Source organism: Streptosporangium pseudovulgare, from assembly GCF_014648055.1.
Taxonomy (GTDB): Bacteria; Actinomycetota; Actinomycetes; order Streptosporangiales; family Streptosporangiaceae; genus Streptosporangium; species Streptosporangium pseudovulgare.
Genome location: NZ_BMQJ01000001.1, coordinates 37,043 through 58,538, shown reverse-complemented (window position 1 = coordinate 58,538; position 21,496 = coordinate 37,043). Strand labels below are relative to the sequence as shown.

Below are 21,496 nucleotides of genomic sequence, written 5' to 3'. Positions count from 1 at the left end.
CTCTCCTGCGGCCCGGCGGGCCTCGCGGTTCCGTGGCCCGCCGGCACGGCGGTCCCTCTTGGTCCTCTTCGGGGGCGCTTTATCCGGCTTTCTGTGGTTCTTCGGCTTTCCTCTGCGGCTTTCCTCTCCGGCACCCGAGGCCGGGCGCGGGCACCGCACGCGGCGCGGTCCCGCCGTACGGCGGGACCGCCCGGCTCAGTCAGGTCTGCGGGCCCGCCCCCTCATCCGGTCCCGCCGTACGGCGAGCCGCCGCGCGGCCCGGTCCAGACCCGGGCTGTCAGCCCCGCCGTCCAGATGCGCCGCCAGGGCCCGCACGGTCGGATGACGGAACAGATCCACGACCGGGACCTCCCGGCCGAGCACTCCCGCCAGCCGCGCCTGCACCGCGGCGATCGCCAGCGAATGACCGCCGATCTCGAAGAAGTTGTCCGTCGCCCGCACCCGGGGCACGCCGAGCACGGCCCGCCACACCTCGGCCACCGCCCGCTCCGTCGGCCCCGAGGGCTCCCCGCCCGGACCACCACCCGCACCGCGCCCCGGCACCCTGGCCGGGCCGCCACCGGGACCACCGGCCGGCCCGTCACCGGGACCACCGGCCGGGCCGTGGCCCCGCCCCGCGGACATCGCCGCCGGATCGGGTCCCGCAACACCGGCCGGACCACCGCCGGGACCGCCGCCCGGGGCGTGGCCCCGCCCCGCCGACATCGCCGCCGGACCGGGCGCCCGCAGGCGCAACGCGGCACGATCCACCTTGCCGTTCGGCGTCAACGGCAACGCCGCCACCACCTCCACCCCGGCGGGCACCGCGTACTCCGGCAGCACCCCCCGCAGATGCTCCAGCAGCCGCGCGGACGACACCCCCGGTCTGACCGGGACGGCGTAGCCGTACAGCACCGCCCCACGCCCGCCACCGGCACCGGCCACCGCCACGACCGCCGCGGACCGCACCGCCGGATGAGCCGCCAGCGCCGCCTCCACCTCGCCCGGCTCCACCCGGAAACCCCGCACCTTCACCTGGTCGTCCCGCCGCCCGGCGAGCGTCACCGTCCCGTCCGGGTTCAACCGCCCCAGGTCGCCGGTCCGGAAACCCTCCGCGGTGAACCGCGCCCGGGTCAGCTCGGCGTCGAGGTAGCCGTCCGAGAGGTTGGCGCTGCGCACCACCACCTCGCCCAGCTCACCCACCCCCGCCCGGCCACCGTGCCCGGCCAGCACCAGCAACTCGCTGCCCTCGACCCCACGCCCGGCCGGCACCGGCTCCGCGCTCTCCGCCGCGCCGGGCGGAACCTCGTACCAGGCGTGCGCCTGCGGAGTCTCCGTCGTGCCGTAGAACGCCACCACACGCGCCGCAGGAGCCAGACGACGCAACCGCACGGCGTCGGCGAAGGTGAGACGATCACCCCCCGTCGCGACCAGCCGCACCTCCGGCAGCACCCCGCCCGTCCCGCACAGCATCCGCGCCAGCTGCGGCGTCAGATGCAGCACGGTCACGCGGCGCTCACGCAGCCACTCCACCAGCCGCAGCGGATCACGCACCGTCGCCGCCTCGGGAACGCACAGCCGCGCACCCGCCACCAGCGGCACGAACAGGTCCCGCAGCGCCGGATCGTGCGCGAGCCCCGACAGCAACGCGAAACGGTCGGCCGGCGACACCCCGAACGTCTCCACGTACCAGTGCGCGAAGTGCGCCAGCGGACCCTCACCCGTCACCACCGGCTTGGGCTCACCCGTCGTGCCCGACGTCAGCGACAGATACCCCCGCACCGGACCTCGCCCCGGCCCCGCCCCCGGCGCACCCGCGCCGGACGACACGACCCCCCACCCGTCAGACGGCACGGACTCCCGCGATCCGGATGACGCGGCCTCCTCCGCGTCAGACGGCACGGACTCCCGCGAGCCGGCCGGCACGGCCTCCGCCGCGTCGGACGGCGTGACCTCCCGCGCCTCAGGGAGTACGGTCTCCCGCCCGCCGGGCGGCACGGTCTCCCATCCGCCGGAGGGTGTGATCTCCCGCAGTCCCGCGGGCATCGGCAGGTCCGCGCTGTCCGGAGCCCCCGGGCAGCGCAGCACCGCCACCGCCCCCGCGGCCTCCGCCTGACGCGCCAGCACCGCCACCGGATACGCCGGATCGAGGACCACCCACCTCGCCCCGCTCGCCAGCACGCCCAGCAGCACGCCCGGCAACTCGGGAACCCGCGACGCCAGCACCGCCACCGCCCGCCCCGGCTCCACCCCCGCCCCGCGCACCGCCCCGGCCACCCGGTCCCGCAGCGACGCCAGCGCCGCGCCGTCCAGCACCCGCCCCGAACCCTCCGCCACCGCGTCCGCGCGCAGCGACTCCGACAGGCCGGGACCGTCCCACACCGGCAGCGGCCCGGACCCCACCGGCTCTACGTCCTCCGGGTCCTCCGGGTCCTTCGGGTCCTCCGGGCGCTCCTCGGCCGTGGATCCCACGGGTCCCGCGTGCTCCTCGGCCGTGGATCCCACGGGTCCCGTGTGCTTCCGGCCTCCTGCGGACCCCGGGCCCTCCGTCATCCGCGCCAGCCGCACCGGATCATCCGGACGCGCCAGCAGATCCGCGAGCAGGGACGCGTAGCCCGCCAGCAGGGCCTCCATCCGCGCCGCCGAGAACAGATCCGGGTTGTACACCAGCTGCAGGGCGTAACCCCCCGCGGACCCCGGCCTGGGCCCCGGCTCCGGCCCCGAATCCACCTCCGAGCCCGGTCCGGGCCCCGGCTCCGCCGCGACGTACAGCGTCAGGTCGAACAGCGAACCCGGCAGGCCCGCCGCCAGCGGCTCCGCCGTACATCCCGGCAGGTCCAGCTTCGCCCCGGCGAAGTCGTACATGTTGAACAACACCTGCGTCACCGGGTTCCGCCCCAGATCCCGGGGCACCCGCAACGCCTCCACCACCCGCTCCAGCGGCACGTCCCCCTGCGCCACCACCTCCGCCAGCTCGTCCCGGCACCGCAGCACGGACTCGGCGAAGGACGCGTCGCCGTCCTGGCGCAACCGCAGCGGCAGCATCCGCACGCACATCCCCACCAGCTCCGCGAACGCCGCGCGCCCCCGATCGGCGTACGGCGTGCCGACCAGCAGGTCCCGCTCACCGGTCAACCGGGCCACCAGCTCGCCGAACGCCGCCAGCAGCACCGGGTACGGCGTCACCCCCAGCTCCGCCGCCAGCCGCCTGACGCGCCCGCCCAGCTCACCGTCCAGCCCCGCCCGCCGTACGGCGCCGCGGAACGTCTGCACCGGCGGACGCGGCGCGTCCCGCGGCAGGTCCACCACCGTCGGCGCGCCCTCCAGGTGAGCACGCCACCACTCCAGCGTCTCCCCGGAGGCTCCACCCGCGGGGACTCCACCCCCGGAGGTCCCGCCGTCAGAGGCCCCGTCCCCGGAGGCCCCGGCAACGGAGGCCCCGGCAACGGAGGCCCCGGCAGCGGGGAGCCCCGCCCTGGAGGCTCCGCCGTCCCGCTCCCGCGCCCACCGCACGTAGTCGCCGAACGAGACCCCCACCGGCTCCAGAGCCCCGCCCCGGTAGGCCACGCCCAGATCCCGGAAGAACACATCCTGCGACCAGCCGTCGAACACGATGTGGTGCACCGTCACCGCCACCACGTGCTCGTCCGCCGCCAGCCGCACCAGCCTGGCCCGCAGCAGCGGCCCCGCCGCCAGGTCGAACCGCTCCCGGGCCTCGCGGTCCAGCACCCGCGCCAGCGCCGCCTCCCGCGCGTCCGCCGCGAGAGCGGACAGATCCTCCACGGGCAACGGCACCGGCCCCGCCGGAGCCACCGACACCCGCGGCACACCGTCCTCCGCCGGAACCCGCCACCGCAACGCCTCGTGCCGGGCCACCACCGCCCCCAGCGCCCGCCCCAGGGCACCCGCGTCCAGCGGGCCCCGCACCCGCTCCGCCATCGCGATGTTGTGCGCGGGGGTGTCCGGCGCCAGCCGCTCCACGAACCACATGCGCCGCTGCGCCGCCGACAGCACCGGCTCCGCGTCGGAACCGGCGGCACCGGCCGGCGGCACCGGCCCCACGGCGGCACCGGAAGCCCCGGGGACGCCGTCCCGGACATCCTCGCCCTCCGGAAGAGCCCCGTCCTCCGCGCGACCCCCGCCCCGGCCGGACCCGCCGACACGCGGCGCGCCCGCCACCCTCGCCGCCAGCGCGCCGTACACCCGGGCCGAATGGACGTCCTCGACCGAGATCTCCCGCCCCAGCTCCGCCCGGACCGCCGCCACCAGCCGCATCGCACGCAGCGAGTGCCCGCCGACGGCGAAGAAGTCGTCATCCGCCTCCGGCGGCAGAGCCTGCAGCACCCGCGACCAGATCGCCGCCAGCCCGCCGTCCCCGGCCGACGCCGCGTCCCCGGCGGAGCCCGCCTGCCCGGCCGACCTCGCCGGTCGGGAAGACCTTGTGCCCCCGGCGGGTCCCGGGGCGCCGGATGAGCCGGCCGTACCGTCCGCGAACCCGGCCGCCGCACCGGACCCGGCGGCCACCGGCCCGTACGCGGCCCGCAGCGCGCCCAGATCCACCTTCCCCGACGCGTTCAGCGGCAACGCCGCCACCCGCACCACCCTCGTCGGCACCATGTACGGCGGCAGCCGCGACGCGCAGTGCTCCCGCAACGCGACCAGGTCCGGCGCGTCCAGCGGCGCCACATACGCCACCAGCTCCCCGGGCGCGTCCACCACCGCCTGAAGCACTCCCGGATGAGCCCGCACCACCGACTCGACCTCGCCGATCTCCACCCGCTGCCCCTGGACCTTCACCTGTCGGTCCAGCCGCCCCATGAACGCGATCCGGCCGTCCTCCTGCCAGGCCACCCGGTCACCCGTCCGGTACAGCCGCGCGCCGGGCTCAGCCGAGAACGGATCGGGCACGAACCGCTCGGCCGTCAGCCCCGGACGACCCAGGTACCCCCGGCTCACCTGCGGACCGCCGATGTGCAGCTCACCCGGCACCCCCACCGGGCACTCCCGCATCCCCTCGTCCAGCACGTGCGCCCGGCAGCCGGCCAGCGGGCGGCCGATCGGCAGCGGCCTGTCCCACACCCCCGACAGCTCCGCCCCCACCACGCACACCGTCGTCTCCGTCGGCCCGTACCAGTTGTGGAACCGCGCGTACGCCGACCACCGCGCCACCTGCTCCGGCCCCGGAGGCTCCCCGGCCGTCACCAGATCCCGCAGACACGGCAGCCGCGCCGGATCCACCAGCGGAAGCAGAGCGGGCGGCACGAACCCCCACGTGACCTCGTGCTCCTCCAGGAACCGCTGCAACCGGCCCGGATCCACTCTGTCCCCGTCCGGCACGAGCTGCACGCACCCGCCCGCCGTCAGCGGCGCGAACATGTCGAGCACCGACACGTCGAACCCCAGCGCCGAGAACGCGATCGACCGGCACGAGGCGTCCAGCCCGAAACGCGCCACCGCCGCCGTCACGAACGCCACCGCCGAGGCATGGTCCACCACCACGCCCTTGGGGCGGCCCGTCGAACCCGAGGTGTACAGCACGTACGCGGCGTCGCCGGGACGGGCGTCCCCGAAGACCGGAACCCCGTCGGAGACCGAAACCCCGGAGCCGGGGGCCCCGGAGGACGATCCGGCGGGAAGCCGGCCGGTGAGGATCGGTTCGGAGGGGAGCGGACCCGCGGGGGAAAGACCGGCGGAGGACGGTCCAGGAGACGGCTCGGCGGGAGACGGCCCGGGGGAGGAACCGGCGGGGGACGACACGATCTCCGGAACGACCAGCGTGCGCCCGCACTCCCGCAGCAGGCCGCGGCCGTCCTCGTCGGCCACGACCACGCCGATCGCCGCGTCCTCGATCACCTCCTGGAGCCGGCGACGGGGATGCCCCGGGTCCAGCGGGACGTAGGCGCCGCCCGCCAGCATCACGCCGAGCGCCGCCACCGGCATGAGCGGGGTGCGCCGCAGGCACAACCCCACCCGGACCTCGGGGCCGACCCCGAGGGCACGCAGCCGAGCCGCCAGCGCGGTGGCCGAGGAAATCAGGTCACGGTAGGTGAGAAGGGCGTCCCACTGGCGGACGGCCGGGGCGTCGGGGGAACGGGCGGCCTGCGCGGCGATGAGGTCGCACAGCGTGGTTCGGGGGGAGACATGGGGCGGTCCCGACGTCCATTCGACGGGAACCGGGGTCGCCGGCGGTGTTCCCACGGGTGTTCCCGCAGGCGTCTCCGCCGGAGATGAGACGTGTCGCGTACCTGGCAACGAGGCGGACGAGGGGTCCTCCCGCATCGCTTCGAGCATCCACCCCCCATAGTCCTAAACAGGGGTTTTGCCCCGTAAAGTATCAATAGTGGTAAGGCACGTTATTCCTACGGTTCCGGGGCAATCCGCGTCAAGAGATGAATCTTCAAGCGTGTTCGAATTCCGGTTTCGGGTCCGAGCGAAGACCGTGAACCCTGGGAACGGCTTGACATAACCGCATGTCACGGCGGGATAACGCGGAGAGCCGGGCCGGTCGGCCCCGCGGCGTTGCCTCGCGTCTCACCTGTCGGACACCGAGCGCAGTAGTGGGCTACGAAGAGCAAGTGACCGAAAACGGTATTTCGGACATAAACATATTTCGCCATATTTCGGTCTTATGCCCCCGAAGCCCCTCCGGGCCCTCCCACCCGCCGAACCCCGCGCCCCCGGCCGGTCCCCACCCCCGGCCGACCCCCGCGCCCCTGGCCGGTCCCCTCCCCGGACGCACCCCGCGCCGGCCTGCCCCGTGCCGCCCTCTCCTCGGTGTCGCCGTCCGCTCCCGTCCCCGTGTCCTCGCCCGCTCCGTGCCGCGCCTTCATCTCGCACCACCCCGCCTCCGCGCCCGGAAGGCGGCCGTACCGGAAGGGCGGCCCCGGCCCGGTCGAACCGGGGGCCGACCGGCCGACCGCGAGGAGCGGATCATCCCCCTGCCGGGGATGGGGTCCGGAGGCGCGGAACCGGCCGCGTGCGCTCCGGGGTTCCGGCGCTCCGGCGCCTCAGGCCGCCGGAGCATCGGGCGCCGGACATCCCCTCAGTACTTCGGCCCCACGAACTCGTCCAGCCGCGCGACGGCCTCCCGCCTGGCGACGGAGATGGTGTTATAGCGTGAATAGCGCCAACTCACGCGAAGCAGGTCTAATGCCTTGGCGCAAATCTCCAGGATGTCCTTGGATTCGTTCTTGAAAAGGTAGCGTGGATACTCGTACCAGTGGTCTACTCCATTGATCCGATGCCGAACCCGGTTCATGCCGCGATAGCCATCCGAGTGCATTAGGCCTCGAACGAACGGTCCCGGGTGTGCTTCGACGATCTTCTCTTGCCACGCTTCCAGCAAGATCTTCCTGAGGTGCTTGCGTCCTGGTCCATGTTGAGGGAAGAGGCACGCCCAGTGCTTGGAGAGGCTTTTCACCTCGGTGCATCCTGTCTTCTGCCGTCGGCTCACCGACGATGTAGGCATCACCGCGGCCAGTGTTTTCGCCGCTTCTTCGATAAGTCCTGGCCAACTGTCGCAGCAGGAGAGGGAGAGCTGGTAAACGCCCTTGCGGCAGAGCGCGATGTGGCCATCGCCGAGATACAGACCGAGTAGGTAGGAGTAGGCCTCCTCGTCAAGTATCCGGTTATGACAGCGTGGGCAAGAACGCAGTTTCCTTCCGTCTTCTTCTTCCCGTGCACGGCGCACTCCCGTTCTCCATTTCTGCACAGCGCCGAGGGAGACGCCGCAGATTTCGGCCACCTGCCGGTCGTTGAGGCCGCAGGAGGAGAGGTGGAGTGCGCGATCAACAATTCTGCGGGGGTGCATAGGTAAACCATGCCAACGGCCACTGACAGTTTTTGACTGGATGCAGAGAGTGGTCGACCTGGGGTGCCAGGTAGCTGACAGGGGTGGTTTTGAATCAGGGCGAAGTTTCTATAGGTGCCGGAAGCGGGACTCGAACCCGCACACCCTCTCGGGTAGACGCTTTTGAGGCGTCCGCGTATGCCATTTCGCCATTCCGGCTGATATATCTGGACTTGTCCGGTTTTGTCGTCGGCTAGAGCTTACCCAGAACTGGATCGGACTCGGACACCGGCGTGGTCCCAATCTAGCGGACGTCGGTACCCTCTTGCTCGTGAGTACGCAGCGGCGAGTGGTGATCGCGGAAGACGAGGCCCTGATCCGCCTCGATCTCAAGGAGATGCTGGAAGAGGACGGTTACGCCGTCGTCGCCGAGGCGGCGGACGGTGAGGCCGCGGTGCAGTTGGCGGCCGAGCACCGGCCGGATCTGGTGATCCTGGATGTGAAGATGCCGGTGCTGGACGGTATCTCGGCGGCGGAGCAGATCGTGGCGCGGCGGATCGCGCCGTGTCTGATTCTGACGGCGTTCTCGCAGCGTGATCTGGTGGAGCGTGCGCGGGATGCCGGGGCGATGGCGTATCTGGTGAAGCCGTTCACGAAGTCGGATCTGGTGCCGGCGATCGAGATGGCGGTGAGCCGGCATGAGGAGATCGCGGCGCTGGAGCGTGAGGTCGGGACGCTGTCGGATCGGCTGGAGACGCGGAAGTTGGTGGAGCGGGCGAAGGGGCTGCTGATGGCGCAGCATGGCTGGTCCGAGCCGCAGGCGTTCCGGTGGATTCAGAAGGCGTCGATGGATCGGCGGTTGAGCATGCGTCAGGTGGCGCAGATCGTGGTCGACGGTGTGTCGGAGGGGCCGGGGGAGGAGCAGGGTCCGTCGGAGGGTTGATCCGTCTGCGGGTGGGTTGTTCGTAGCCGGTCTGTTCCTGGATGGTCCGCTCGGGGGCGGGCTGTCGGGGTGGCCGGTTCGGGGGTGGGCGTTCGGGGTGGGCGGCCGGTGTGGGAGCCGGTGGTCCTGGGCCGGGTGGTGGGGTCGGGGGCAGGTTCGAGGTGGGTGCTGTGCCCGTTGCGGCGGGTGCCGGGGTGCCGGTGTTTCGTGGGTTTCGGGGCCCGCGTGCTCTTCGGGTTCGAGGGGGTGCGCGGGTCTTTTGCGTACTTGGAGTGATCTTCCGATGCGGTGCGGGGTCGTGGATGACCATGGCTTTTGCCCGGGTAGCCGTAAAGGATCGGTGTAATAACGAAACGGTTACGGTGGCCCTTCCTGTATCGACCCGTGACATGGGCTGGTTGTACTAACCGTCAACAACCCCCTGGCCACTCCGTCAGGGAGGGCATCTGTGAACCCGGTCCCGACTCGGGGGTCCGGGCGAAAGGAAGGCAACTTTGCGGCCTAGGACTGCTCGCCTCGGTGGGTTGCTCGCTGCCGGTCTGGCGCTCTCTCTCGGTCTCGCCGCCTGTAGTGACGGTGGCTCGAGCGCGGAGCCTTCGGAGGGCGGCTCCGGTGCGGCCTCCGGCACGGTCAAGATCGGTTTCATGGGAGACCTGACCGGCCCGAACTCCGGCATCGTCATTCCGCCGAAGAACGGCGCGAAGCTCGTGTTCGACGAGTACAACAAGACGAACCCGGCGACGAAGATCGAGCTGGTCGAGTACGACAGCCAGGGTGACGGTTCCAAGGCCGTCGGTCTGGCGCAGCAGGCGATCAAGAACGACAAGGTCGCGGCCATGATCGGCCCGGCTTTCTCGGGTGAGTCGGCGCAGGTGGGGCCGGTGCTGGAGGAGGCGCAGCTGCCCAGCATCACGGCGTCGGCGACGAACACGAAGCTGGCGCAGAACGGCTGGAAGTACTGGCACCGCATCCTTCCGAACGACAGCGTGCAGGGTCCCGGTATCGCGGACTTCATCGCGGGTGCCGCGGCGTCGAAGAACGCGTTCGTGATCGACGACAAGTCGGACTACGGCAAGCCGCTGGCCGACGCGGTCAAGGGGCAGCTGGAGACCAAGGGTGTGAAGGTCACCACCGACTCGCTGGACCCGCAGGAGAGCGACTTCTCCTCGGTGGTGAACAAGGTCGCGGCGACCAAGCCGGACTCGATCTTCTTCGGTGGTTACTACGCGGCGGCGGGCAACCTGCTGAAGCAGCTGCGTGACAAGGGCGTGAAGGACGCGAAGTTCTTCTCGGCCGACGGTTCGCTGGACAAGGGCCTGATCGACGGCGCCGGTGCGCCGAACGCCGAGGGCGCGCTGGTGGGCTGCCCCTGCTACATCGCCACGGCGGATGTGACCGACGAGAAGGTGAAGAAGTTCGCGGACGCCTACAAGGCGGCCTACAGCGCCGACCCGGCGATCTACGCGGCGGAGGGTTACGACGCCGCGTCGGTCATCGTGGAGGCGGTGAAGGCGGGCAACACCACCCCGGAGAAGATCAACGAGTTCATCAAGACCGTTGATCTGGCGGGTGTCTCCAAGCAGGTGAAGTTCGGGGCCAACGGCGAGGTCGAGGCCAAGGACATCTACATGTACCAGGTGAAGAACGGCGCGATCACGCTGCTGGGCAAGGCGTCCGAGGCGAAGCTGGGCTAGCGCCGGCCGACGAGAAGAGTAGGTAGTCGACGCGCGGGGAGCGGGAGCGCCGAAGTGCGGTCCCGCTCCCCTTGTGCGTCCGGGTCGGGTTCACGAGGCCCGGGCCGGTGACGTGGGCTACCGGCAGTGCAGGCGACCCCCGCTGGAAGTGGTATCCCCCAAGTGTTCAGTGACTTCATCAATCAATTCTGGCCGGCGTCGATCGACGGCCTGGCCTTCGGTTCCATTTACGCTCTGATCGCACTCGGCTACACGATGGTGTACGGCGTGCTGCGGTTGATCAATTTCGCGCATTCCGAAGTGTTCATGATCGGTACGTTCGGCGCGATGTTCGTCCCGTTCACGTTGGGCATCGACTCGACGCTCACCGGCATCGCGCTGGTGGGTGTGATCCTGGCGATGATCGTGGCGGGCATGCTGGCGTCGGCGGGTACGGCGATCGCGCTGGAGCAGGTGGCGTACAAGCCGCTGCGCAAGCGTGGTGCGTCGCGGCTGGCGGCTCTCATCTCGGCGATCGGCGCCTCGATCTTCCTCCAGGAGCTGTTCGCCCTGGTGGTGATTCCGGGGGTGTTCGACCGTCCGGAGCGGGGCCGTATCCAGATGGGTCTGCCCCGGTTGATGGAGCGGTCGGAGCTTTTCTCGATCGCGGGTCATCCGGTGCGGGTGGACCAGGTGGTGGTGATCGTCGCGGCGATCGGCATGATGATCGCGCTGGACGCGCTGGTGAACCGGACGAAGATCGGCCGTGGTATCCGTGCGACCGCGCAGAATCCGGAGGCGGCCACCCTGATGGGGGTGGACATCAACAACATCGTCCGGATGACGTTCCTCATCGGCGGCGCGATGGCCGGTGTGGCCGGCGCGCTGTACCTGATCTCGTATGAGAACACGAACTACTACATCGGGTTCCTCTTCGGTATCAAGGCGTTCACCGCGGCGGTGCTGGGCGGTATCGGCAACCTGCGTGGTGCGCTGGTCGGCGGGGTCGTGCTGGGTCTGGTGGAGAACTACGGTGCGATCCTCGTCGGTTCCGACTGGAAGCACGTGATCTCCTTCACGATCCTGATCCTGGTCCTGATGTTCCGTCCCACCGGAATCCTCGGTGAATCACTCCAGCAGGCGCGCGCATGAACAAGAAGACTTCCTCGGCGGGTTTCCGCCATCAGTTGGGTCACTTCGGTGACGTCGTGCACGACCGGTGGCTGCGGGCGCCGGGCTGGCAGCGGTGGATCGTCTATCTGCTGCTGATCGTCTGTGCGTTGCTGCTGCCGTCGGAGAGCATCGGCAGTTTCATGTCGCCCGACACCGACTGGGCGACGATCCTGTTCTTCCCGATCGGCACGTACGTGGTGCTGGCGATCGGCCTGAACGTGGTGGTGGGCCAGGCGGGTCTGCTCGACCTGGGTTTCGTCGCGTTCTACGCGGTGGGCGGCTACGCGATGGCGTTGCTGGGCACCAGGATGGGCTGGGACTTCTGGGTGATCCTGGTGGTGGGCATCGGGATCTGCGCCCTGTCGGGCATCACGCTGGGCGCCCCGACGCTGCGGCTGCGCGGTGACTATCTGGCGATCGTCACGCTGGGCTTCGGTGAGATCATCCGGATCACGGCCCGTAACACCGACTCGATCGGCGGTCCGACGGGTATCAGCGGCATTCCGCACCCGCCGAACCTGAGTGAGGACTTCGAGCTGTTCGGCGTCAAGGTGTTCAAGTACGGCGTGCTGGATCCGCGGCCGTACTACTACCTGCTGGTGGCGCTGGCGGTCATCGTGATCATTCTGGTGAAGCGGTGGGAGAAGAGCCGGGTCGGGCGTGCGTGGGCGGCGATCCGTGAGGACGAGGACGCGGCCGAGGTGATGGGCGTGCCGACGTTCCGGTTCAAGATGCTGGCGTTCGCGATCGGCGCGTCGATCGGTGGCGCGATGGGTGTGCTGTGGGCGGCGAAGTCGGTGTCGCTGAATCCGAACGACTTCCAGTTCCTGCTGTCGGCGACGATCCTGGCGGCGGTGGTCATGGGCGGTTCGGGCAACCTGCCGGGCGTCATGCTGGGGGCGTTCGTGGTGGCGTGGCTGCCGGAGCGGTTCCGGGAGCTGAAGGACTACCGCATGCTGATCTTCGGTGCGGTGCTCGTGGCGCTGATGATCTTCCGTCCGGAGGGGCTGTTGCCGTCGCGGCAGCGCAAGGCGGAGTTCAAGGAGGGCTCCGGCGGGATGGGGACGCTCGGTGCCGAGGTGCCCGGGCCGGAGTCGCACGGTGAGGAGGTGGCCTCCAGGTGAGCACCGAGGTGAGCACGGGGGCGAACGCGGAGGCGGGCCGGGAGGGCCGTCGCGCGCTGCTGGAGCTGCAGGGGCTGACGATGCGGTTCGGCGGTGTCACGGCGCTGAAGGACGTGGGCCTGACGATCGGTGAGGGGGAGATCTTCGCCCTGATCGGTCCGAACGGCGCGGGCAAGACGACGGTCTTCAACGTGGTGACCGGGGTGTACCGGCCCACGGAGGGCCAGGTGCTGTTCGGGGGCGAGAGGATCAGCGGTCTCAAGCGCTTCAAGATCACGAAGCGTGGTGTCGCCCGGACGTTCCAGAACATCCGCCTGTTCCACAACATGACGGCGCTGGAGAACGTGATGGTGGGCTCCGATGTCCACCACCGCGCGGGCATGGTCAGCGTGGCGCTGGGCCTGCCCTGGCACCGGCAGGCCGAGCGGCAGGGCCGGGCGCTGGCGATGGAGCTGCTCGACTTCGTCGGGGTCTCCCATCGGGCGCACGACTACGCCAAGAACCTGCCCTACGGTGACCAGCGGCGGCTGGAGATCGCCCGCGCGCTGGCGACGGACCCGAAGCTGCTGCTGCTGGACGAGCCGGCCGCGGGCATGAACCCGGCGGAGAAGGTGGCGCTGCAGCAGCTGATCCGGGACATCCGGGACGCCGGCCGGACGATTCTGATCATCGAGCACGACATGAGCCTCATCATGGGCATCAGCGACCGCATCGCGGTGCTGGACTTCGGCCAGAAGATCGCCGACGGGCTGCCGGATGAGGTGCGGAACGACCCCCGGGTCGTCGAGGCGTATTTGGGGGCTCCCGCAGATGCTTCTTGAGGTCAAGGACATCCACGTCCACTACGGCAAGATCGAGGCTCTCAAGGGCATCTCGGTCGAGGTGAACGAGGGTGAGATCGTCACGCTCATCGGGGCGAACGGGGCGGGCAAGACCACGACCCTGAAGACGATCTCGGGCCTGCGGGGCCTGACGTCGGGCAGCATCGTCTTCGACGGCAAGGACATCTCCAGGATGCCGGGCCACAAGCGGGTCGTGGCGGGCCTGGGGCAGGCCCCCGAGGGCCGCGGTGTCTTCCCCGGCATGACGGTGCACGACAACCTGCTGATGGGCGCCTACACCCGCTCGGGTGACTTCTCCGCCGAGCTGGCGGAGGCGTACGAGCTGTTCCCGCGGCTGGCCGAGCGCCGCAACCAGGCGGCCGGCACGATGTCCGGCGGTGAGCAGCAGATGCTCGCGATCGGCCGCGCGCTGATGGCAAAGCCGAAGGTGCTGCTGCTGGACGAGCCGTCGATGGGTCTGGCGCCGCTGATGGTGCAGCAGATCTTCTCCATCATCGAGGAGATCAACCGCCGGGGCACCACGGTGCTGCTGGTGGAGCAGAACGCCCAGCAGGCGCTGAAGCTGGCGCACCGGGCGTACGTGCTGGAGACCGGCAAGGTGGTCAAGAGCGCGCCCGCCGCCGACCTGCTGAACGACCCGGACGTGCAGGCCGCCTATCTCGGCGGCGGCCTGGGGCACGACGCGCCGGAGGAGCCGGCCGTGTCCCGGGAACCGGCCGTGTCCGAGGAGCCGGCCGTGTCCGGGGAGCGGAGCGACGCGCCGGAGGCGTGACGTCCCGCGCCGGCCGGTCCGGTCCGCCGCCGCGGGGGTGAGCCCCGCGGCCCGGGCCGTACGGCCGGCGCGGGCCGCCCGCGGCTCCCCGCCCTTCGCCGGCCCCCGGAGTCCCCGGGGGTCAGCGGAGCGGCACCTCGGCGCCCTTGGTGGTGCCGCCGACGCCGAGCGGCGGGTCGCCGAACAGGCGGATGCCGGTGACCCGGGCGTCCTTGGGGATGTCGAACCACAGGTCCATCTCGATCCTGACCTCGGCGCCGAGGGGCAGGGTGTCGGGCTGGCGCTTGATGGCCTGGGCGAAGGCGTTGACGGAATGGACGGCGCCGTCCGCGGTGAGGAGCCGCTGGCGTTTGGCGTCGAACCGGGAGTTGGTGCGGCCGGGGTTCTCGGCGACGATCCGCACGACCACGTACTGGCCCTTGGCCTGCCACTCGCCGTGGCTGCCGACGAAACCGTCGAGGCCGGTCTGCAGGCCGATGACCTGGAAGCGGGTGTCGCCGTCGGTGACCGGGGCGGCGTGCACGGCCCGTTCGCCGGGCCGTACGTGGCGGGGCGGCAGGTCGTAGGCGGGCGCGGGGGAGGCGCCGCGGGCGGCGGTCGCCGCCGGGGCCGGCGGGTCCGCCGCCGAGCAACCGGAGAGCAGGAGCACGGTCAGCGCGGCACCGGCGAACGCGGTAGGGGGGTTGCGCACATCGGGCAACGTAACCGAGGCGGTCGCGGAGATCAATGAGTCCGGCGCGGGCGCGCGAACCGCGTCGGGGCCGCCGGTCCCGGCCGGCGTCCGGGCCCCGGGGCGTCCGGTGGGGAGCGTGTGAACGGGAACACACCGCTCTGAAGTGCGAATATAGTTCGTTTACATTGTTCTGGGACGCGGCCTGACCGGTCGCGTTCTCACAGGCCGGCGCGAAACCGGGCGTTGGCCGTCGGATGAAGGAGGCGCCGGGATCGATGCCGGTACAGGGCGGCGACCGGGCGGCTCCGAACGTGACTGTTGTCCGAATTGTGTCGTATCGGTGATCTGCATGGCCATGCAGCTGGGAAAGCATTCCCAGCACTGAGGTATCTGTTTCCGGATGCGACACCGATCCGTAAGGAGGCCGTTGTGGGCCTGAGTTCTGTTCTCCGCCGTCGGACGCTGGCGGTGGGCGCCATGGTCGTCGCCGGCGCGCTCGGCCTGTCGGCCTGTGGCGGTGACGGTGGCGACACCACCGCGTCGAGCGGGGGCGCCTCGTCGAACGCGTCCGCCGCGGGCAGTGGCGTCAAGGTGGTCAACCCCGGCAAGCTGACCGTCTGCACCAACCTCCCCTATGAGCCCTTCCAGTTCAAGCAGGGCGACAAGACCGTCGGCTTCGACGTCGACATCATGGACCTGGCGGCCAAGAAGCTCGGTCTGACGCAGGAGATCGTGGACATCGACTTCGCCGTCATCAAGAGCGGCGCGGCGATGGCGACCGGCAAGTGCGACGCGGCCGCGGCCGGCATGACGATCACGCCGGAGCGCAAGGCCAACATCGACTTCTCCGACCCCTACTTCGACGCCACCCAGGCGCTGCTGGCGAAGAAGGGCAGCGGTGTCGCCTCCCTTGAGGACATCAAGAGCAAGAACCTGCGGCTCGGCGCGCAGGCCTCCACCACGGGCCTCGACTACGTCAAGAAGCAGGGTCTCAACCCCAAGGAGTTCGCCGACTCGCCCAAGGAGCTGCTGGGCCTGCAGTCGGGCCAGGTCGACGTGATCGTCCAGGACCTGCCGGTCGTGCTGACCTGGCTGAAGAAGCCGGAGATCGCCGACAAGTTCGAGATGGTCGCCAGTCTGGACACCGGCGAGCAGTACGGCGTCGGCCTGAAGAAGGGCGCCGACCCCGTCCTGCTGAAGACCATCAACGAGTCGATCGCCACCGCCAAGTCGGACGGCACCTACGACGAGATCTTCATGAAGTGGTTCGGCAAGAAGCCCGGAGAGCTCGGCTGATCGATGACCGACCATCTCAAGACGGCTGAGCCGTCCCGTCCGGCCGGAACCCCCTCCGGCCGGGCGGGCCTCAGCCCCCGCAAGAAGCAACGGATCAGCCGGGCCGTCCAGTACGTCGTGCTGGTCGCCGTGGTGGTCTTCCTCGCGCTGCGCGTCGAGTGGGGCCCGCTCGGCCAGAACTTCGCCAAGGGCGAGGTCGCCCGGGAGATGTTCCCGGACCTGTTCACGGTCGCGCTGAAGAACACGATCATCTACTCGGTGGGCGGCTTCGTCTTCGCCTTCCTGCTGGGCCTGCTGTTCGCCCTGATGCGGATGTCGTCGGTGCGCCCCTACCGGTGGATCGCCGTCGCCTACATCGAGATCTTCCGCGGGCTGCCCGCGGTGCTGATCTTCCTGTTCATCCTGTTCCTGCCGCTGGCGCTGCCGGGCTTCGAGGTCCCGGGCGGCACCTACGGCCAGGGCATCCTGGGCCTGACGGTCGTCGGCGCGGCCTACATGGCCGAGACGCTCCGCGCGGGCCTGCAGGCCGTACCCAGGGGGCAGATGGAGGCGGCCCGCTCGCTGGGCATGTCACACGCCAGGGCCATGGTCAGCATCGTCATCCCGCAGGCGGTGCGGATCGTGATCCCGCCGACGACCAACCAGTTCGTGGCGCTGCTCAAGGACTCCTCGCTGGTGCTGTTCCTCGGCGTGTCCGGCGAGTACGTCGAGCTGACGAAGTTCGGCAACGACATGGCGTCCACCTACGCCAACGCCACCCCCATCCTGGTGGTCGGCATCACGTATCTCCTGGTCACCATTCCGCTGGGCTACCTCGCCTCCCGGCTGGAGCGTCGTCAGGTGAAGGGACGGTGAGCGGGGTGGAGCACGCGGTCGAGATCCGCGACCTGCACAAGTCGTTCGGTGAGCTGGAGGTCCTCAAGGGCATCGACTTCTCCGTCGAGCCCGGCCAGGTCGTCTGCGTCATCGGCCCCTCGGGGTCGGGCAAGTCGACGCTGCTGCGGTGCGTGAACCTCCTGGAGCAGCCCACCTCCGGCCGGGTGGTCCTGGAGGGCGTCGAGCTGACCGACCCCGACGTCGACCTCGACGCGGCCCGCCGCCGGGTCGGCATGGTCTTCCAGCAGTTCAACCTGTTCCCGCACATGACCGTGCTGGAGAACGTGATGATCGCCCAGCGGCGGGTGCTGAAGCGCGGGAAGGCCGAGGCCGAACGGGTCGCCCGGGAGAACCTGGAGAAGGTCGGCATCGCCGAGAAGTGCGACGCCTACCCGGCGCAGCTGTCCGGCGGCCAGCAGCAGCGGGTGGCCATCGCCCGGGCGCTGGCCATGAACCCGGCGCTGATGCTCTTCGACGAGCCCACCTCGGCGCTGGACCCCGAGCTGGTCGGCGACGTGCTGGCGGTCATGCGCAAGCTGGCCGAGGAGGGGATGACCATGCTCGTGGTCACCCACGAGATGGCGTTCGCCCGCGACGTCGCCGACCGGGTGGTCTTCATGGACGGCGGGGTGATCGTCGAGGACGGCCAGGCCGCCCAGGTGATCGGCGACCCGCAGCAGGAGCGCACCAAGGCGTTCCTGCGCCGGGTGCTGGACCCGACCCACACCGACGTCTGAGGCGTCCCGAGCGGCCCTCGCGGCCCCGCACCCCGGTGCGGGCCGTGAGGCCGTTCCCGGGGCCCGGGGGAGGCCTTTGGCGCCGTGCAGAGCTTCCCCGACCCTGCGCGTTTTCTACTCGGCCTCCCCGCGGGCACCGCTGTCACCCACCGTAGCGACCCATGTGCCGATAGTGCAAAGATGTGCGGCCCGGATCCGGCCTCGCAACGTAAAGGATCGGCGGTCCCGCGTGAGGCGGTCCCACGCGGGGCGGTCCTACGCGGGGCGGGCGCGCGGCCGGGGGCCCGCCGGTCCCGCGCGGCCCGGGAGGACCGCGGGCGGCGCGGACGGCGCGGACGGCGCGGACGGCGCGGACGGCGCGGGCCCGTACGGGGTCAGCGGTCGCGCAGCACGCAGGTCAGGCGCGAGGTGCACACCAGGCGGTCCTGCTCGTCGGTGATCCGGATGTCGTAGGTGGCGAGCGTCCGGCCGCCGTGGGTCCGGGTGGCGACGCCGGTGACGTGGCCGGAGGTGGCCGAGCGGTGGTGGGAGGCGTTGATCTCGACGCCCACCGCGATCCGGCCGGGCCCGGCGAACAGCGCCGCCCCGGTCGAGCCGAGGGTCTCGGCCAGCACGCAGGAGGCGCCGCCGTGCAGCAGGCCGTACGGCTGGACGTTGCCCTCGACCGGCATCCGGCCGACCACCCGGTCCGGGCCGGCCTCGACGATCTCGATGCCCATCCGGTCGACCAGGGTGTTGGCGTGGGAGGCGCCGAGCCGCTCCTGCAGCCGGCGGGCGACCTCGTCGGGGTCCGTCATGGTCAAGGGGATGCCTCCTGTCGTGCCGGCTCAGGTTTTCTGTCGCACCAGGAGACTAGGCTTTTGGTGTGCCGAAGAACGAAGCGACCCCCTCTCGTCCGTGTCTGCTGCTGCTGGACGGTCACTCCCTGGCCTACCGGGCGTTCTACGCCCTGCCGGAGGAGAACTTCTCCACGACGACCGGGCAGACGACCAACGCGGTCTACGGTTTCACGTCGATGCTGGTCAACGTGCTCCGCGACGAGCAGCCCACGCACGTGGCGGTCTGCTTCGACCGGTCGGAGCCGACGTTCCGGCACGAGGAGTACACCCCCTACAAGGCCAACCGCAGCGCGAGCCCCGACAGCTTCCGCAGCCAGATGAGCCTCATCCACGAGATGCTCGACGCGCTGCGCGTCCCGCACCTGTCGCTGCCGGGATACGAGGCCGACGACCTGATCGCCACGCTCGCCACCCGCGCCGCCGACCAGGGGATGAGCGTGCTGGTCGTCACCGGCGACCGCGACGCGCTGCAGCTCGTCGACGACCGGATCACGGTGCTGATGACCCGGGTGGGGATCAGCAACATGACGAGGTTCACGCCCGAGGCCGTCGAGGAGAAGTACGGCCTCACCCCGGTGCAGTACCCCGACTTCGCCGCGATCCGCGGCGACAGCAGCGACAACCTCCCCAACATCCCGGGCGTGGGGGAGAAGACCGCCGCCAAGTGGATCCGCGAGTTCGGCTCGCTGGAGGAGCTGGTGAACCGGGTCGACGAGGTCACCGGCAAGGTCGGCGACAAGCTGCGGGCCCACCTCGACCAGGTGCTGCTCAACCGCCGCCTCACCCACCTGCTGCGCGACGCGCCGCTGGAGCAGGACGTCGCGGCGCTGACGATCGGCCGGTGGGACCGCGGGGAGATCGACAAGATCCTCGACACGCTGGAGTTCCGCGGCGAGATCCGCGACCGGCTGTTCAAGACGCTCGGCACGGCCGAGACCACGGGCGAGGGCGGTGAGGCGTTCGAGGTCGACGTCGTGCGGCTCGGCCCCGGTGAGGTCGCCGCCTGGCTCGCGGGGCTGCCCACCGGCCCGGGTCACCGCGCGGGCCTGGCCTTCACCGGCTCCTACGCCAAGGGCACCGGCCGCCTGGACGGCATCGCGATCGCCGCGCCGGGCGACGGCGCGCCGCGCCGCGCGGCCTTCGTCGACCCCGTGGCGCTCACCGAGTCCGACGAGGCGGCGCTGCGGGCGTGGCTGGCCGACGAGTCGGCGGCCAAGGCCGTCCACGACGCCAAGGGCCCCATGCTGGCGCTGTGGGCGCAGGGGATGGAGCTGCGCGGCCTGACGTGCGACACGGCGCTGGCCGCCTACCTCGCCATGCCGGGGCAGCGCGCCTTCCCGCTGGAGGACCTGGCGCGCTCCTACCTCCAGCGGGAGCTGCGCGGTCAGGCCGACGACGGCGGCCAGGCGAGCCTGTTCGACGACCTTGAGGAGGAGGCCGCCCGCGACCTGGGCCTGCGGGCGCTGGCCGTCGCCGAGCTGGCCGACGCGCTGGAGGCGTTCCTGGGGACGCGCGGCGGCGCCGGCCTGCTGCGCGACGTGGAGCTGCCGCTGGTGGGCGTGCTGGCCGAGATGGAGCGGGCCGGGATCGCCGCCGACGGCGACCACCTCGGCCGGCTGGAGGCCGAGTTCGGCGCCGCGGTCAAGCAGGCCGTGGAGGCGGCGCACGCCTGCGTCGGCGAGCAGTTCAACCTCGGCTCGCCCAAGCAGCTGCAGGAGATCCTGTTCGTCAGGCTCGGGCTGCCCAAGACCAAGAAGACCAAGACGGGCTACACCACCGACGCCGACGCGCTGGCCTGGCTGGCCACCCAGACCGACCACGAGCTGCCGACGATCATGCTCCGTCACCGCGACCAGGCCAAGCTCAAGGTCACCGTCGAGGGCCTGATCAAGGAGGTCGCCGACGACGGGCGGATCCACACCACCTTCAACCAGATCGTCGCGGCCACCGGGCGGCTCAGCTCCGAGAAGCCCAACCTGCAGAACATCCCGATCCGCACCGTGGAGGGCCGCCGGATCCGGCAGGGCTTCGTGGTCGGCTCCGGCTACGAGACGCTGCTGACGGCCGACTACAGCCAGATCGAGCTGCGGATCATGGCGCACCTGTCCGGCGACGAGTCGCTGATCGCGGCCTTCGAGTCGGGCCACGACTTCCACAAGGCCACCGCCGCGCGGGTGTTCGACATCGCCCCCGGCGAGGTCACCGGGGAGATGCGCGCCAAGATCAAGGCGATGAACTACGGCCTGGCCTACGGCCTGTCCGACTACGGGCTGTCGGCGCAGCTGAACATCCCGGTGGCCGAGGCCAGGGGCCTGAAGGAGGAGTACTTCGAGGAGTTCGGCGGCGTCCGCGACTTCCTCAACGCGATCGTCGCGCAGGCCCGGCAGGACGGCTACACCGAGACCATCCTGGGCCGCCGCCGCTACCTCCCCGACCTCAACAGCGACAACCGCCAGCGCCGCGAGATGGCCGAGCGGATGGCGCTGAACGCCCCGATCCAGGGGTCGGCGGCCGACATCATCAAGGTCGCCATGCTGGGCGTCCACCGCGCGGTCAAGGAGGCGGGGCTGCGGTCGCGGATGCTGCTCCAGGTCCACGACGAGCTCGTGTTCGAGGTGGCGCCCGGAGAGCTCGACACGCTGCGCGACCTGGTCGTCGGCCGGATGAACGCCGCCTACTCCCTGCGGGTCCCGCTGGAGGTCTCCGTGGGCGTCGGGCGCACCTGGGAGGACGCCGGCCACTGAGCCCGGACGGCGGGGATCGTCCGGCCCGCCCGGATC

The 21,496-nt window shown here is 70.9% G+C and carries 14 protein-coding genes and 1 tRNA gene; 10 read left to right on the top strand and 5 right to left on the bottom strand.

Annotated elements, in window-relative coordinates; genetic code table 11:
* Positions 1-195: 195 nt before the first annotated feature.
* The 3 genes from IEZ10_RS00215 to IEZ10_RS00205 all read right to left on the bottom strand — a co-directional run bounded on the left by IEZ10_RS00215 (position 196) and on the right by IEZ10_RS00205 (position 7,987).
* Positions 196-6,177, bottom strand: a complete 5,982-nt coding sequence (locus IEZ10_RS00215) for a non-ribosomal peptide synthetase (protein ID WP_268246261.1) — start codon at positions 6,175-6,177, stop codon at positions 196-198.
* An 844-nt stretch (positions 6,178-7,021) separates the two neighbouring features.
* Positions 7,022-7,789 carry a helix-turn-helix domain-containing protein gene (locus IEZ10_RS00210; RefSeq protein WP_189244400.1) on the bottom strand — a complete coding sequence of 256 codons (768 nt, stop codon included), beginning with the start codon at positions 7,787-7,789 and terminating at the stop codon, positions 7,022-7,024.
* A gap of 115 nt (positions 7,790-7,904) precedes the next feature.
* Positions 7,905-7,987 (bottom strand) — tRNA-Leu (locus IEZ10_RS00205).
* Between the two features lie 130 nt (positions 7,988-8,117).
* On the opposite strand from IEZ10_RS00205, the gene IEZ10_RS00200 reads away from it, so the two are divergent.
* The 6 genes from IEZ10_RS00200 to IEZ10_RS00175 all read left to right on the top strand — a co-directional run bounded on the left by IEZ10_RS00200 (position 8,118) and on the right by IEZ10_RS00175 (position 14,295).
* Positions 8,118-8,711, top strand: a complete 594-nt coding sequence (locus IEZ10_RS00200) for an ANTAR domain-containing response regulator (RefSeq protein WP_189245018.1) — start codon at positions 8,118-8,120, stop codon at positions 8,709-8,711.
* A gap of 494 nt (positions 8,712-9,205) precedes the next feature.
* Positions 9,206-10,405: a branched-chain amino acid ABC transporter substrate-binding protein gene (locus IEZ10_RS00195; protein ID WP_189244399.1), complete on the top strand. Its 1,200-nt coding sequence runs from the start codon at positions 9,206-9,208 to the stop codon at positions 10,403-10,405.
* Positions 10,406-10,567: 162 nt separating this feature from the next.
* Complete coding sequence (locus IEZ10_RS00190; RefSeq protein ID WP_189244398.1) at positions 10,568-11,536, top strand: branched-chain amino acid ABC transporter permease; 969 nt, start codon at positions 10,568-10,570, stop codon at positions 11,534-11,536.
* Entirely contained in the window at positions 11,533-12,681 is a 1,149-nt protein-coding gene (locus IEZ10_RS00185; protein WP_189244397.1) for a branched-chain amino acid ABC transporter permease, read from the top strand. The genes IEZ10_RS00190 and IEZ10_RS00185 overlap by 4 nt, the downstream gene beginning before the upstream one ends.
* The gene (locus IEZ10_RS00180) at positions 12,678-13,502 is read left to right on the top strand and encodes an ABC transporter ATP-binding protein (protein WP_268246260.1); all 825 of its coding nucleotides are present in this window, start codon (positions 12,678-12,680) and stop codon (positions 13,500-13,502) included. Before IEZ10_RS00185 ends, IEZ10_RS00180 begins: the two co-directional genes overlap by 4 nt.
* Positions 13,492-14,295 carry an ABC transporter ATP-binding protein gene (locus IEZ10_RS00175; protein ID WP_189244396.1) on the top strand — a complete coding sequence of 268 codons (804 nt, stop codon included), beginning with the start codon at positions 13,492-13,494 and terminating at the stop codon, positions 14,293-14,295. The genes IEZ10_RS00180 and IEZ10_RS00175 overlap by 11 nt, the downstream gene beginning before the upstream one ends.
* Positions 14,296-14,416: 121 nt before the next feature.
* Here IEZ10_RS00175 and IEZ10_RS00170 read toward each other — a convergent pair whose 3' ends face one another.
* Positions 14,417-14,986, bottom strand: coding sequence for a DUF4352 domain-containing protein (locus IEZ10_RS00170; protein ID WP_229810795.1), 570 nt, complete (start codon positions 14,984-14,986; stop codon positions 14,417-14,419).
* A gap of 411 nt (positions 14,987-15,397) precedes the next feature.
* On the opposite strand from IEZ10_RS00170, the gene IEZ10_RS00165 reads away from it, so the two are divergent.
* The 3 genes from IEZ10_RS00165 to IEZ10_RS00155 are packed head-to-tail and all read left to right on the top strand — an operon-like array spanning position 15,398 to position 17,877.
* The gene (locus IEZ10_RS00165) at positions 15,398-16,264 is read left to right on the top strand and encodes a transporter substrate-binding domain-containing protein (protein WP_229810794.1); all 867 of its coding nucleotides are present in this window, start codon (positions 15,398-15,400) and stop codon (positions 16,262-16,264) included.
* 3 nt (positions 16,265-16,267) lie between these two features.
* Positions 16,268-17,119: an amino acid ABC transporter permease gene (locus IEZ10_RS00160; RefSeq protein WP_189244395.1), complete on the top strand. Its 852-nt coding sequence runs from the start codon at positions 16,268-16,270 to the stop codon at positions 17,117-17,119.
* Positions 17,116-17,877 (top strand): amino acid ABC transporter ATP-binding protein, encoded by a 762-nt coding sequence (locus tag IEZ10_RS00155; RefSeq protein WP_229810793.1) that lies wholly within the window; start codon positions 17,116-17,118, stop codon positions 17,875-17,877. The genes IEZ10_RS00160 and IEZ10_RS00155 overlap by 4 nt, the downstream gene beginning before the upstream one ends.
* A 374-nt stretch (positions 17,878-18,251) precedes the next feature.
* On the opposite strand, the gene IEZ10_RS00150 is transcribed toward IEZ10_RS00155, so the two are convergent.
* The gene (locus tag IEZ10_RS00150; protein WP_189245013.1) at positions 18,252-18,674 is read right to left on the bottom strand and encodes a PaaI family thioesterase; all 423 of its coding nucleotides are present in this window, start codon (positions 18,672-18,674) and stop codon (positions 18,252-18,254) included.
* A 68-nt stretch (positions 18,675-18,742) separates the two neighbouring features.
* Between IEZ10_RS00150 and polA the strand changes: the two genes are divergently transcribed.
* A complete protein-coding gene (polA, locus tag IEZ10_RS00145; RefSeq protein WP_189244394.1) occupies positions 18,743-21,460 on the top strand; it encodes a DNA polymerase I in 2,718 nt (905 codons plus the stop codon).
* Positions 21,461-21,496 lie beyond the last annotated feature (36 nt).

Coding starts and splice junctions, on each gene's coding strand:
- IEZ10_RS00160 (WP_189244395.1), top strand. CDS start 16,268: ATGACCGACCATCTCAAGACGGCTGAGCCGTCCCGTCCGGCCGGAACC.
- IEZ10_RS00175 (WP_189244396.1), top strand. CDS start 13,492: ATGCTTCTTGAGGTCAAGGACATCCACGTCCACTACGGCAAGATCGAG.
- IEZ10_RS00185 (WP_189244397.1), top strand. CDS start 11,533: ATGAACAAGAAGACTTCCTCGGCGGGTTTCCGCCATCAGTTGGGTCAC.
- IEZ10_RS00210 (WP_189244400.1), bottom strand. CDS start 7,789: ATGCACCCCCGCAGAATTGTTGATCGCGCACTCCACCTCTCCTCCTGC.
- IEZ10_RS00150 (WP_189245013.1), bottom strand. CDS start 18,674: ATGACGGACCCCGACGAGGTCGCCCGCCGGCTGCAGGAGCGGCTCGGC.